This is a genomic window from Bradyrhizobium sp. (assembly GCF_049519115.1).
GTDB lineage: Bacteria > Pseudomonadota > Alphaproteobacteria > Rhizobiales > Xanthobacteraceae > Bradyrhizobium.
Window position 1 is genome coordinate 19,862 of record NZ_JBEKRB010000031.1, and the last position, 11,782, is coordinate 31,643.

General features: G+C 60.5%; 16 protein-coding genes. 6 read left to right on the top strand and 10 right to left on the bottom strand.

Translation table 11 applies throughout. From position 1 onward, the window contains the following. Window positions 1-37 precede the first annotated feature (37 nt). On the top strand, window positions 38-1,606 hold the full coding sequence (locus ABSE61_RS21900; protein WP_423873229.1) for a GMC family oxidoreductase: 1,569 nt from the start codon (window positions 38-40) through the stop codon (window positions 1,604-1,606). 63 nt (window positions 1,607-1,669) lie between these two features. On the opposite strand, the gene ABSE61_RS21905 is transcribed toward ABSE61_RS21900, so the two are convergent. From ABSE61_RS21905 to ABSE61_RS21945, 9 genes are all read right to left on the bottom strand, one after another. Continuing rightward, entirely contained in the window at window positions 1,670-2,407 is a 738-nt protein-coding gene (locus tag ABSE61_RS21905) for an ABC transporter ATP-binding protein (RefSeq protein WP_423873230.1), read from the bottom strand. Further along, window positions 2,388-4,187 (bottom strand): branched-chain amino acid ABC transporter ATP-binding protein/permease, encoded by a 1,800-nt coding sequence (locus tag ABSE61_RS21910; protein ID WP_423873231.1) that lies wholly within the window; start codon window positions 4,185-4,187, stop codon window positions 2,388-2,390. The genes ABSE61_RS21905 and ABSE61_RS21910 overlap by 20 nt, the downstream gene beginning before the upstream one ends. Continuing rightward, window positions 4,187-5,044: a branched-chain amino acid ABC transporter permease gene (locus ABSE61_RS21915; RefSeq protein ID WP_423873232.1), complete on the bottom strand. Its 858-nt coding sequence runs from the start codon at window positions 5,042-5,044 to the stop codon at window positions 4,187-4,189. The genes ABSE61_RS21910 and ABSE61_RS21915 overlap by 1 nt, the downstream gene beginning before the upstream one ends. A 22-nt stretch (window positions 5,045-5,066) precedes the next feature. Continuing rightward, window positions 5,067-6,260: an ABC transporter substrate-binding protein gene (locus ABSE61_RS21920; RefSeq protein ID WP_423873233.1), complete on the bottom strand. Its 1,194-nt coding sequence runs from the start codon at window positions 6,258-6,260 to the stop codon at window positions 5,067-5,069. Between the two features lie 540 nt (window positions 6,261-6,800). After that, entirely contained in the window at window positions 6,801-7,292 is a 492-nt protein-coding gene (locus ABSE61_RS21925; RefSeq protein WP_423873234.1) for a hypothetical protein, read from the bottom strand. Window positions 7,293-7,422: 130 nt separating this feature from the next. Beyond that, complete coding sequence (locus tag ABSE61_RS21930) at window positions 7,423-7,749, bottom strand: hypothetical protein (protein WP_423873235.1); 327 nt, start codon at window positions 7,747-7,749, stop codon at window positions 7,423-7,425. 64 nt (window positions 7,750-7,813) lie between these two features. Continuing rightward, entirely contained in the window at window positions 7,814-7,942 is a 129-nt protein-coding gene (locus tag ABSE61_RS21935; RefSeq protein WP_423873236.1) for a hypothetical protein, read from the bottom strand. A gap of 165 nt (window positions 7,943-8,107) precedes the next feature. Further along, window positions 8,108-8,308: a hypothetical protein gene (locus ABSE61_RS21940; RefSeq protein WP_423873237.1), complete on the bottom strand. Its 201-nt coding sequence runs from the start codon at window positions 8,306-8,308 to the stop codon at window positions 8,108-8,110. A 33-nt stretch (window positions 8,309-8,341) separates the two neighbouring features. Then, window positions 8,342-8,548: a hypothetical protein gene (locus tag ABSE61_RS21945; RefSeq protein ID WP_423873238.1), complete on the bottom strand. Its 207-nt coding sequence runs from the start codon at window positions 8,546-8,548 to the stop codon at window positions 8,342-8,344. A 248-nt stretch (window positions 8,549-8,796) separates the two neighbouring features. Between ABSE61_RS21945 and ABSE61_RS21950 the strand changes: the two genes are divergently transcribed. Then, complete coding sequence (locus tag ABSE61_RS21950; RefSeq protein WP_423873239.1) at window positions 8,797-9,009, top strand: hypothetical protein; 213 nt, start codon at window positions 8,797-8,799, stop codon at window positions 9,007-9,009. A 154-nt stretch (window positions 9,010-9,163) separates the two neighbouring features. On the opposite strand, the gene ABSE61_RS21955 is transcribed toward ABSE61_RS21950, so the two are convergent. Continuing rightward, window positions 9,164-9,970 carry a transglutaminase-like domain-containing protein gene (locus tag ABSE61_RS21955; RefSeq protein ID WP_423873240.1) on the bottom strand — a complete coding sequence of 269 codons (807 nt, stop codon included), beginning with the start codon at window positions 9,968-9,970 and terminating at the stop codon, window positions 9,164-9,166. A gap of 363 nt (window positions 9,971-10,333) precedes the next feature. Here ABSE61_RS21955 and ABSE61_RS21960 point away from each other — a divergent pair, with 363 nt between their 5' ends. The 4 genes from ABSE61_RS21960 to ABSE61_RS21975 all read left to right on the top strand — a co-directional run bounded on the left by ABSE61_RS21960 (window position 10,334) and on the right by ABSE61_RS21975 (window position 11,747). Then, complete coding sequence (locus ABSE61_RS21960) at window positions 10,334-10,600, top strand: hypothetical protein (protein ID WP_423873241.1); 267 nt, start codon at window positions 10,334-10,336, stop codon at window positions 10,598-10,600. Then, a complete protein-coding gene (locus tag ABSE61_RS21965; protein ID WP_423873242.1) occupies window positions 10,593-10,889 on the top strand; it encodes a hypothetical protein in 297 nt (98 codons plus the stop codon). Before ABSE61_RS21960 ends, ABSE61_RS21965 begins: the two co-directional genes overlap by 8 nt. Before the next feature lie 295 nt (window positions 10,890-11,184). After that, a complete protein-coding gene (locus ABSE61_RS21970) occupies window positions 11,185-11,469 on the top strand; it encodes a DUF1488 family protein (RefSeq protein ID WP_423873243.1) in 285 nt (94 codons plus the stop codon). Window positions 11,470-11,519: 50 nt separating this feature from the next. Further along, window positions 11,520-11,747: a hypothetical protein gene (locus ABSE61_RS21975; RefSeq protein ID WP_423873244.1), complete on the top strand. Its 228-nt coding sequence runs from the start codon at window positions 11,520-11,522 to the stop codon at window positions 11,745-11,747. Window positions 11,748-11,782: the final 35 nt, after the last annotated feature.

The window sequence follows — 11,782 nt, forward strand, 5'->3', positions numbered from 1 at the left end:
TCAAGACCGCTGATGACGAGAACGGGAGGAATTCGATATGGCAGCAAAATTCAATCAGAACGACGACAGCGTCGTCGTGATCGTCGGCTCCGGTGCGGGCGGTGGAACGCTGGGCAACGAATTGGCGCAGAAGGGAATCAACGTCGTCGTGCTCGAGGCCGGCGAACGGCACGAATTCTCGGATTTCCTCAACGACGAATGGGCGAGCTTCACCCAGCTCGCATGGAAAGATGCGCGAACGACCTCGGGAAGCTGGCGCGTCGCGAAGAATTTTCCGACGCTGCCGGCGTGGATCGTCAAGGCGGTCGGCGGTTCGACAACACACTGGGCCGGCGCGTCGCTCCGCTTTCAGGAACACGAGTTCAAGACCGCAACCACCTATGGACGGATTCCGGGTGCCAACCTGCTGGACTGGCCGATCACGCTCGCCGAGCTTGAGCCGTTTTATACGCGCGCCGAGGAGAAGATGGGCGTGACGCGGACGGGCAACCGGCCGGGCCTCCCGGGCAACAACAATTTCAAGATCCTGAAAGCCGGCGCGGACAAGCTCGGCTACAAGGAGTGCCATACCGGGAATATGGCGATCAATTCGGTCGAGCGGGACGAACGAAACGCCTGCCAGCAGACCGGCTTCTGTTTTCAGGGCTGCAAATGGGGCGCCAAATGGTCGACCCTGTACACCGAAATCCCGAAAGGCGAGGCCACCGGGAAGATGGAAGTCCGCCCGCAATCGCACGTCGCGCACATCGAGCATGACGCCAGCGGCAAGGTGACGGGCGTCGTCTATTTTGACAAGGACGGCAAGGAGCAGCGTCAAAAGGCGCGTGCCGTGGCCGTGGCGGGCAATTCGATCGAAAGCCCGCGATTGCTCTTAAATTCCGCTTCCCCGAAATTTCCGGACGGTCTTGCCAACTCATCCGGCCAGGTTGGCCGCAACTACATGCGTCACATGACCGGGTCGGTCTACGCCGTCTTCGACAGGCCCGTTCACATGTATCGCGGCACGACCATGGCCGGTATCGTCCGCGACGAAGCGCGGCTCGATCCGAGCCGCGGCTTCGTCGGGGGCTACGAGATGGAGACGCTGTCGCTGGGGCTGCCCTTCATGGCGGCATTTCTTGATCCCGGAGGCTGGGGTCGCGAGTTCACCAGCGCGTTGGACGGCTACAGCAACATGGCGGGCATGTGGCTGGTCGGCGAGGACATGCCGCAGGAAACCAACCGTATCACCTTGAGCGGCGTCAAGGATCAGTATGGGTTGCCAGTCGCCGACGTGCATTTTGACGATCACGCCAACGACATCGCGATGCGCGACCACGGCTACAAGCAGGGCGCGGCGCTTTATGACGCCGTCGGCGCGACGCGGTCGTTTCCGACGCCGCCCTATCCGTCGACGCACAATCTTGGCACCAACCGCATGAGTGCCAATCCGCGCGACGGTGTCGTCAACAAGTGGGGACAGACGCACGACGTCAAGAACTTGTTTGTGTCCGATGGAAGCCAGTTCACGACGGGCGGAGCCGAGAACCCAACGCTCACAATCGTCACCCTGGCAATCCGGCAGGCAGAGTACATCGCCGATCAGATGAAAGCGAAGGCGATCTAGACTGCGCTGGATTTTGGAGGAAACGTAGCTGGTGGTCGCTAATTTCAAGAACAGTATGAACGGCTATCTGGATCGCTCCCGGCCAAGGTAGGCACGTTCCAGACGCTGCGGCAGATCCGCTTCGCTGGTCGCGGCTTCCAGCACGATGTGGCCCTGCGCGAGCGCATAGACGCGGTCGGCGGCGGCTAACGCCTTTTCGAGCAGTTGCTCGACCAGCAGCACGGCGGTTCCGTTGCGGCGCAGGCGGGCGATAACGTCGAGCACGCGGTCGACCAGCACCGGCGAAAGTCCGGCCGACGGTTCGTCCAGCATCAACAGGCGAGGGCGGCGGATCAGGCCCTGGGCTACCGTCAACATTTGCTGTTGCCCGCCCGAGAGCGCACCGCCGCGCTCGTGCCGCTTCTCGGCGATCTCCGGAAAGAACGAAAGGGCCTGCTCAAGCCGTGCCGCGCGTTCGCCGCGCGGCAGGTCGTAGGCCGCGAGCAGCAAATTGTCGGTGACGGAGAGCTGCGTGAACACCCGATGCCCTTCGATCACGTGCACGAGGCCTTCGCGCGCCGTTTGGCGTGGTGTGGCGTTGGCGATGTCGCGGCCGCCAAAGAGCACGTAGCCGGAATTGACCGGCAGCAATCCTGACAGCGCGCGCAGCAGCGTCGTTTTGCCAGCGCCATTGGGACCGAGCAGCGCCACGACTTCACCGGCCGACACGTGAAGGTCGATGCCGTGCAGCACTCGGATCTTGCCGTGGCCGGATTCAAGTCGGGCGACCGCCAGCAGCGGTTCAGCCACCGAGGTAGGCACTGACCACCTCCTTATGCACGCGGATCTCCGCGGGCGTCCCGGCGGCCAGAATTCGGCCGAGATTGAGCACCGTGACCTGATCGCAGATATCGAAGATGAGGTCGGCATGATGCTCGACCAGCAGCAGACCCGTGCCACGGCGGCTGATCGCCCTGATCAGCGCGGCGAGGCGCTCGATCTCATCGCCGGAGAGGCCGGCGGCCGGCTCATCGAGCAGCAGGAAATCCGGCTCCAGCATCAGCGCGCGGGCGATCTCGATGAAGCGCAATTCGCTGTGCTGCAGGCGGTCGGCCCGGACATCGGCAAGCGCTTCGAGGCCCACGACGCCGAGCAGGGCGCGCGCCCGTTCGGTCAGCACGTGCTCGTCGCGCCGGTTGCGCGGAAGCGCGAGCAGCGCCTCGACAAAAGAGGCCCGTCCGTCGATGTTGCCACCGATCATGACATTCTGCAGCACCGAGGCTTCCCCGATGACCCGCGGCGTCTGGAACGTGCGGGCGATACCATGACGGGCGCGCAGCGTCGGCATGCCAGCCTCGAGCGTGCGATCCCCAAGGCCAATCGTCCCACCTTTGGCGACGTAATAGCCGGAGATGACGTTCAACGTCGTGGTCTTGCCGCTGCCATTGGGGCCGATCAGGCCGTGGATCTCGCCGGGCCTTACATCGAGATCGAGGTTGTCGATCGCGCGCACGTTTCCAAAACTCAAGGTGATGCCGCGCAGTTTCAAGGTCTCGTTGCCGGCACTCTTGCGGAAGCATTCCGCGAGTGCGGCGGGACGTGGCACGATGGCGCGGTTGGAGGCGAGCGGACGCCGGTTGCGCAAGTCCAGAAGTGCGGCGATCCCGCCGGGCATCACCAGCACGATCAGCAGCAACAATACCGCGTAGAGGAAGGCCGACCACGCTGCCAAAGGCGCTGCGACCTCGGGCAGGATGGTCAGAATGATAGTCCCGAGCATCGGCCCCAGGATCGAACCGCGCCCGCCGATCAGGATCGCGATAAAGAACAGCACCGAGAGGTCGAAGGTGAACGCGTCCGGTGTGATGTAGGTCTGCAGGCTCGCAAACAGGCCACCGGCGATGGCGGCGAGTGCGCCGGCAAACAGGAAGATCGCGATCAACATGCGCGGCTTGGAAATGCCGGTGGATTCGGCGGCCACCTCGGCGTCACGAATGGCGATCAACGCACGGCCGAACCGGCTGTGGGCGATGTTCGCGGAGAGCCAGGTGCACACAGCCGCAAACGCGATGCAGAGATAGTAATAGCCCCAGGCGGTGTTGAACGGCGCGGGAAATTCGGGTCCCGCGATACCGATGCCGCCGCCGGTGACGCTCTGCCAGGCGAGGGCGATCTGGGCGACGATGGTGGCGAAACCGAGCGTCGACATCGCGAAATAGAAGGTGCGCAGCCTCAACGCAGGAAGCCCGACAACGACACCGAACACGGCACCGACAGCGCCCGCGATCGCCAGAGCCACGAACACGTCGAGTGACGGCATCACATTGCCGGCCACCAGCACGCTCGTGGTGTAGGCACCGAGCGTCAGCAGAGCGACATAGCCGATCGCGAGGTGGCCGGCGAAGCCGACGATCAGATTGAGGCCGGAGACCAGCACCCAGTAGATCGCCGCGCGCGTGCCGATCAGCGCCCAGTAGTCGTTGCTGACGAAGGGCAGGATCATTGCCGCGGCAAAAATCGCCAGGAACGGGGCGAGCTGAAGCCCGATCCCACGCCAGGCACGGCTCTCGCTACGGGAGGCCGCCGCCGTGACCGCGCTCATCACACCCTCCGTGCCGTCGAGAAGCCAAACAGCCCCTGCGGCCTTGCCAGCAGAACCACGATGAACAAGGCGAACACCGCGACGGATGAGAAGATGCCGCCGACCAGGAAATTCGCCGCCTGCTGGAACAGACCGAGCGCGAGCCCGCCGATGACCGCGCCACGGTTGTTGCCGAGGCCGCCGAGCGCCACCGGAACGAAGCCGTAGAAATTCAAAAGAGCGCCGTTGGCAAAGAACGCCAGCAGCAATTCGCCGCCGGAAAAGCCGGCGACGCCGCCGATGACGCCGGCCAGCGCATAGCTTGCGACGCGCAGATTGCGCTCGGGCAGGCCAAGCGCCCGTGCGGCGAAATTATCCTCCGCGATCGCCAGAAATGCCGCGCCGACCAGCGTGCGGCGATAGAGATATTCGAGGCCCGCAATCGTGATCGTGCAGGCCGCGACAGGCAGCCAGAATTTCTCGTCCCAAACTCCGCTGCCCCAGCCGATCAAACGCGGAAACGGTTGCGGCTCGGTGCCCCATTTGATCGCCGTGACTTGCTGGATCATCAAGGCGAGCGCCAGCGTCGAGAGGACATAGAGGTGTTGATCGAGATTCTTCAGGACCGGCCGCACGGCGACGAATTCGGTGACGATCCCGATGATCGCACACGCGATCAGCGTCAGCACAAAACCCGCGAGCAGCGGCATTCCGATTTTCAGCGTGAACATCGAACCGAACACCCCGCCGAGCATCGCGAGTTGTCCGGCGGTGAAGCTCATCACCCGTGAGGTTGAAAACATGGTGTTGTAGGTGACGCCGACGAGCGCGTAGATCGCGCCTGCCGCAAGACCGGATGCGAGGATGGAGGCGAACATGGATCCGCGCTATCCGTCGTCGCTACGTGTATCCGGGCGCGAGCGCAAAGGTGCCGTTCCTGGCGGTGGAGGCCTCCGACATCACGATCTCTTCGGTGAGGTATCCGTTGTGCTGGGTCGGCGAGAATACGAAGTTGCCGAAATAGCCGGGATATTTCGACAGCGAATTCCAGTATTTGATAATGCCTTCGCCATCGGTCGATCCGCTTTGCTCGACGCCCTTAGCGATCAAATCGATCGCATCGACGCCGTCGGCAATCCACCACAACAGCGTGTCCTTGATTGAAACATTGGCCTTGAGCAGGCGATCGACCAGATCCTGGCTCTTGGCGGGCAGTTTGCCCGAGGCGTCGTAGCTGCAGCTCTTGTAGCCGATCGCGTAGACCTTCTTCCAGTTTTCGGGCTTCTCGACGAGACCCGCGAGTTCGCCAGACGCCATCGAGGGGTGGCCGACAAAGGCGATATCCCAGTTCATCGCGGCACGCGTGTTAAACATCCGTGCCTCCATGCCGGTCGAGACGCTCCAGATCACGAAGACTTCGGCGCCGGCATTTCGGGCGCGCAGCATGTCCGGCGTCATGTCGGGCTGGGTTGCATCGATATTGGCCTGATAGACCACCTCGGCGCCGTCCTTCTTGAATGCCGCGACCGACGCGCCAACCGCGGTGACGCCATAACCAGTCGTGTCGCCGATCACCGCGACTTTTTTGACTTTCAGGATATTGAGGCAGTAGTTGCGGACCGCGTCGTCCCATTGGCTGTTCGAGGGCGCCAGCCGGAACGCGTTCGGGAATTTGGTCGGGTCGATCAGCGTTTCCACCACGCAAGGATGGATGTTCGGCATTTTGGCGCGCGCCATGATCGGTGTGGTCGCGAGCGCTTCGCCGGAATTGAACGGTCCCCAGATCGCGTGCACCTTGGCCTGGCTGATCAATTCCTGGGTCGCATTGACGGCCTTGGTCGGATCGCCCTGGGTGTCGCGGGTGACGACCTCGAGCATGCGACCCTTGACGCCGCCAGCCGCATTGATGGCGTCGACGGCGAAAATCACGCCGCGGTTGAAGCCTATCGTCGGCGCCGAACTCGGCCCGGTCATCGCTGCAAGGAAACCGATCTTGATCGGCTCTGACGCCGCGGTTGCAGACCAAAGCGAAAATGTGGTGGCGCCGAGCGCACCCGCGCTTCCCAGCAATAGCTGGCGACGTGAAACGGCCATTTGCTCCTCCCCAAATATTTTTCCGGCTCCGGTCGTTGCCGCGAGCCGGCGCAGTCATTTCAGGTCTATCGCCAGAATTGAAACTGCTTGGCCGAATTTGAACCGGATGGGTACGGCTTGTCCAGAGCTTGTGGTGCGTCACGGAGACCGACGGTGTTTGCCATGTCGGTAACCCGATCATCGTGGCTATGATTGCATCGGTGACCGCCGGCCGGGGCGTTTGCTACCCTAAACTCATCCGGTGTGCAGCATGGCCACGCACCCTGATTACGATCACAAGCCTGGGCGGCTCTCACGACCACATAGACCCAGGCGTCAGATGCGGATGATGTGGTGCCGACGCCGTGTTACCTTCTGCTTCGAGTGCTCGCGGGATTCTTATGTAGAGCCGAAGTCTAACGGACGATAATTAGGTCAGCGTAGCTGCCATATTTGCAGGGCAGTCAATTTGCTGGGCAAATACCGATATCTTCGTTGCGGCCATCAAGAGACCCGCACGATCGAAGACTTCAGAACCGAAAGTAACGAGCAGAGGCCGTCTCACTTCGGATCTTGAGGCGGGTTACTTGACTGGGTACTTGGCTGGACGGACGACGGGCTGCTCTGGCGATTTTCAGGGGGGCTGGTTTTCTCAGGTGAGTTCGTTTGTTCGCTGGCCTGGAGCCAGGTCGGCATTCGCACCAGCGAATTGTCGAGGTGATTGATCAGCCACACGCCTCCAAGCGCGATGACACCGGCCAGCATGACGTGCGGCAGCGTTCGCACCAGCACACCAAGCAGATCGGCGAAGGCGGCCAGGATCGCCGCGCCCGCAAACAACAGCTCGCGGCCCACCCGGTAAAGCGCCCAGACCACGCCCAACAGGATCAGCAACAGAAGGAATTCTTTCCACACTGGCCATTGCTGCCAAGGCACGGCCGCCAGTTTGCCGATCTGATCGACCGACCAGGTCCAGATGAGTTCGACGAAGCGGAAGATCTCTGAAATTCCTTCATGTAGAAATCTCAAAAGCTGATCGAAAACCTGTTTCATCACGGAACCTCTCGGGCATCCGGTGAGAACGCGAAGAGGAGTGCGTGGTTCCCAAAATCGGTCAGGCGTGCTCAGTCATTTGAGCAGATGGGCAGAGGACATTTGGATTTACCCCTGCTGATCGAGCGTATTAGCAGCCGCGACAAATATTTTTTAGCTTGGCGGCGGTTCGCGCGTCTTCCGCGACGAGCGGGTCCTGGTAGGCAGCGCGCGAGGCGTCGGTTTCAAGCAGCGCCGGTTTGTCCTTTTTCGGAACCGACGCCGCATCGTAACAAGCCAATCGTTCGCCCGCACTTTGGATCGCGCGACAGTCAGGCCCGGCGGCGAGAGCACCTTGCGCGGATGCGCACAGCATCAGGGCGGCAACAATCTTTTTCATTTCGATTTCCTTTGCGGGCTGCCCAGCCCAGCGCGCTCGCGCGAGGGGGTATCCCAACTCACGCGGCGGCTTCGCCAAATAAGGCGCGTTCAAAATGCGTTTAGACCAACAGCAGGTCAGATGCTGACGTTAGTCGGCGTCGCTATTTTTTCTTCCCGAAACTCGGCTGCCATCCTGCGGTCTTCTGGCTTGGCGCCGCAGCGATTGTCTTGATCTTTTCTTTCTTGGGTTTCTTGGATTCCCGATTGCCTTTTTGCTCGCCTTTGGCCATGTCGCTCTCCTCGCGTTGTGCGACACTGACTGGATGCCAATGTCGTGTTGACAGTGCGGCTCGTTCAGCCAGGTGCAACTGTGCGCTCTTTGGCTTGGAATAGCGATGTCTTAGTTGTCGCTGCCGCCCATCCCGGACATTGGCGGTTGTATCTGGCGTGCGGGCTCATGGCGTTGGTGGGGTGCGCTCCTCTGCGCTCATGGCCCGCTCCAGCGCATCGATGACCAACTGAGTCTCGATGAATTTATTGCGCGCTCGCTCGGCTTTGTCCCGGTCAAAAGGAGCAGCGAGCACCTTCACATGTGCATCCCTTTCCTCGATCATACGTTCGCGGGCTTTCTTCAGTGCTTCCAGCCGTTCATTCATGGACACCCCATTCGGTCTCGATGGTCCTGTTGTTCAGACCGGGAGCTTTTCCATCGCCTGTGCGACGACTGACACTGCGGCTGCAATCGCCGCCCATGCCGCCCAAGGCGCCTGTTGACGTATAAATGGAAATAGCCTCTCGATCTGATCGCGAAGGTCGCTTCCTGCGGTCGCATATAGCCCGACACAGGCCGAGATCAGCGCAGCGCCAATCGCGATCCACGAAGCGGCGTCTTTCACGAAAGTCCATCCTTCGGCGTGACCGTGGCACGGAGGCCGACAGCGTTCGTTGAGCCGGTGTCAGGTCTCCCAGACGTCACTGTTTGGCTGCCCAAGATGGCCGAGCACCTGACCACGCAGGAAGTGCATCCCATTCGGCCCATCGCATCCGACGCTCTTCCTCGCCGACCCTGATGAAAACAAAGGGGGCATCGTCCCGGCCTGTCTTTGAACCAACGAACATGGCCGGAACGCCATAGGCATCCCTGATGATTGCGGCGTTTGCCATTTCTGAAACCCAGTCTTCCGTTACCCGCTCCGCCTGTCATTGCGAGCTTGCCGAGTGCGGGAACCTACCAGCGAAAAACGACCAAGGCCGCGATCAACAGCCCGAAAAACAACGGCACCAGCAAGGGAGGAACAAGCCACTCTCGAAAATCGAATTTTTGGGTGTCGAGCATAAGACCGCCTTCTCTGGTTGAGGCGGGAGCGCAAACGCTCTCAGTCACCGATAACAGCCCGGGGCGCGCGATGATGTCGGAAGCTGTAACAGTTCGTTTGCCCAATAGCGAGGCTATTCGCGTTTTTGCCGCGCGGGGGCGGGCAATTCCAAAGTCAGAACGTTAACAAGATCGTCTAGACCACTTCATCGGTCCAGACCGTGAAGTTGACCAGGGTATTTGGTCCGAACGTCTGGGTGATTGGAACATCGGCGGCGTCCCGGCCTTGCGCAATCAGGACACGACCGATTCGCGGAATGTTGTTGCGCGCATCGAACGTGTACCAGTGACCGCCGATATAGGCCTCGAACCAGCCGGCAAAATCTCCTGCGGCATAGGGAGGGGGCATACCGATATCGCCGAGATAGCCGGTGCAATATCGCGCCGGGATGTTCATGCAGCGGCAGAAGGTGATGGCCAGGTGCGCGTAATCGCGGCAGACGCCTTTACCGTCGTCGAACGCTTCCCATGCCGTCTTGGTCGAGCGCGCATGTTCATATCCGAATACGATGTGATTGTGGACGAAGTCGCAGATCGCCTGGACCCGCGCCCAGCCCGGCGTGGTTTTCTCAAACAGTTTCCAGGCCGTGTCGGAAAGCCGATCGGTTTCGCAGTAGCGGCTGCCCAAGAGATAGACGATGGCATCTGCCGGAAGATCTTCCACGGCGTGCTGCGCGGCACCGGGAACGATCACATCAGGCAGGCCGCTATCTCGAACGAGACCGTTGGCCGCGAGGCGCACCCGGCCGGCAGGGGCGACGATCCGGCTGCACCAATTGCCGAAGCCGTCGCGGTAGGGCGTGATCGGCACCGAAGGGCTGATCGTCAGGTAGTCGGGTTCAAGGACGTCGGAGGCCCTTGAAAAATGCGTGCCCACCACCGCGATCAGAGGCGTCGGCTGCGGAAAGTCGTAAATCATTTCGAAGCCGACACGAATCTTCATCCGAAACACCTGACCTGATCGCCTGCATCGTCAAAAAAATTGCACGCCGCCCTCATTTCGAAGCCGTGCAACTTCGAAGCAGCCGTTAAAAGCGTCTGAATGCGTAGATTTAAAAGCGTCTGAATGCGTAGATGCAGGCGCCAACTGGGTCGTCTTGAGCGCTTTGCCTGCCGATTGCCGGTAAATGTCCGCGGGTTTCAACCAAATGGTTACGAACGCGGCGGAATACAAGGTAAGCGCGGCTATTCGGCCTAGGGCGCAATCTCGCGAGAAAGCGATGGCTAATCGACTCAAAAGGGCGCACGGTAAATCGATGCACCCCAACAGAATCGGGCGAGGTCGGTCGACGGCGCCTGTTACGTCATGACCACGCGAACGCGACGTGAAACCATCACGTTTCAGCATCCCTTCCAGATCAGGGGTATCGACCGCGTGTTGCCTCCGGGCGCCTATGAGATCATCACCGATGAGGAGATGATCGAAGGCTTATCGTTTCCGGTGTTTCGCCGGGTTGCTACCATGATCATGGTGCCGGCGGTCGCGCAGAATTCGGCGATGGAGATGATTTCCATCGGCTCGGTCGACTTGTCCAATGCGCAACGCATCGATGCGAGCGCGCCGCATGAATGACAAGCCGCTCGATCTCGACAAGCACCGGGGCATGGCCGCCCAAAAAGCCACCGACATCAGGCGTGCTCTGGCGGAGGTCGAAAACAACGCAACTCAGTTGCGCGAGCGCCAAACTGTAGTTGAAAGCCAACTTCTGTCGGTTCAGGCTGCGTCCTGGCCCGAAGCCGCTGCCAAGGCGCGCTACGTCCTGAATTTATATCTCGCGGGGCTGGCTTCGGGCGATGCCCATCATCGCGACCTGGTCGCGGCCGTCTTTGCTGATTTTAACCGGCTATCCGACAAGAGCTGAGCAATCCAGGTCTTCGAATGGTCGAAGACTTCCAAGCGCTCGATCGAGAATCGAACGTCAACCCGAAAGTTACATAGTCCATGCAAAATCTCTCGCCGCGTCACGTCAAAATGGAAGAGTCGCTTCGGCTTGGCGTCGTGTCCGGCTGGTACTCTACGAAAGTAAGCGGAACGTTCGTCTCCGGGCCGCACGATTCCGAAGCTGATTGTCTTCTCAAGATCGAAGAGATCGATCCGCAGCCGAAAAAAAGGCGCTAAACCTGCACCCGTAACCGTCCAGGAGGAGGGCACGTCACATGGCACTGACTCGCGGCAGCTTCGGCGGTTACGAATTTGACCGGATGGTAGTCCTGTTCTCGATGATCGACGGCGAAAAGGAAATATCTTGCGCCGTCAGCACATCCGCCATGGACGACATGGAAAAGACGGAACGGACCAAACCTGATCAGCGTGAGGTGCAGTTCATGCGGTTGCGCGATCAGATTGAAAAACGTGCCGCCGAAAAATTCACCGCAAGGGAATTCGAGGGCACGCCGCCCGGCATCATCTTGCGCAGTCTTGATTTTAGAAATGGCAGATAGATGATCGTCGTGCAGGAAGCTGTTGCGATGACTGTGAAAGGATTCAAAAGATGAAAAAACCCGTTCTCTCGATCGAAGAGCCGGAGCCGAGGAAAGCGCTTCGAGCTGACCGGCCCCCTGTCGATGGGTTCGTCACCGTTGTCGATGGTCACTTCAAGTCGGAGTTTGACACGGTCGACGCAGCAGAAGCAGCGGGTCGAAAACTGAAGTCGACTTATCCGATGCTTCAGATCGAAATATACGATGCCGGTACAAAGACACGTACTTTATTGAGCTAGGCGCGCTTTGTTGAGCTAGGCGCGGAAGGGCGGCT

Coding starts and splice junctions, on each gene's coding strand:
- ABSE61_RS21900 (WP_423873229.1), top strand. CDS start 38: ATGGCAGCAAAATTCAATCAGAACGACGACAGCGTCGTCGTGATCGTC.
- ABSE61_RS21910 (WP_423873231.1), bottom strand. CDS start 4,187: ATGAGCGCGGTCACGGCGGCGGCCTCCCGTAGCGAGAGCCGTGCCTGG.
- ABSE61_RS21915 (WP_423873232.1), bottom strand. CDS start 5,044: ATGTTCGCCTCCATCCTCGCATCCGGTCTTGCGGCAGGCGCGATCTAC.
- ABSE61_RS21920 (WP_423873233.1), bottom strand. CDS start 6,260: ATGGCCGTTTCACGTCGCCAGCTATTGCTGGGAAGCGCGGGTGCGCTC.
- ABSE61_RS21925 (WP_423873234.1), bottom strand. CDS start 7,292: ATGAAACAGGTTTTCGATCAGCTTTTGAGATTTCTACATGAAGGAATT.
- ABSE61_RS21935 (WP_423873236.1), bottom strand. CDS start 7,942: ATGGCCAAAGGCGAGCAAAAAGGCAATCGGGAATCCAAGAAACCCAAG.
- ABSE61_RS21940 (WP_423873237.1), bottom strand. CDS start 8,308: ATGAATGAACGGCTGGAAGCACTGAAGAAAGCCCGCGAACGTATGATC.
- ABSE61_RS21950 (WP_423873239.1), top strand. CDS start 8,797: ATGATTGCGGCGTTTGCCATTTCTGAAACCCAGTCTTCCGTTACCCGC.
- ABSE61_RS21955 (WP_423873240.1), bottom strand. CDS start 9,970: ATGAAGATTCGTGTCGGCTTCGAAATGATTTACGACTTTCCGCAGCCG.
- ABSE61_RS21960 (WP_423873241.1), top strand. CDS start 10,334: ATGACCACGCGAACGCGACGTGAAACCATCACGTTTCAGCATCCCTTC.
- ABSE61_RS21965 (WP_423873242.1), top strand. CDS start 10,593: ATGAATGACAAGCCGCTCGATCTCGACAAGCACCGGGGCATGGCCGCC.
- ABSE61_RS21970 (WP_423873243.1), top strand. CDS start 11,185: ATGGCACTGACTCGCGGCAGCTTCGGCGGTTACGAATTTGACCGGATG.
- ABSE61_RS21975 (WP_423873244.1), top strand. CDS start 11,520: ATGAAAAAACCCGTTCTCTCGATCGAAGAGCCGGAGCCGAGGAAAGCG.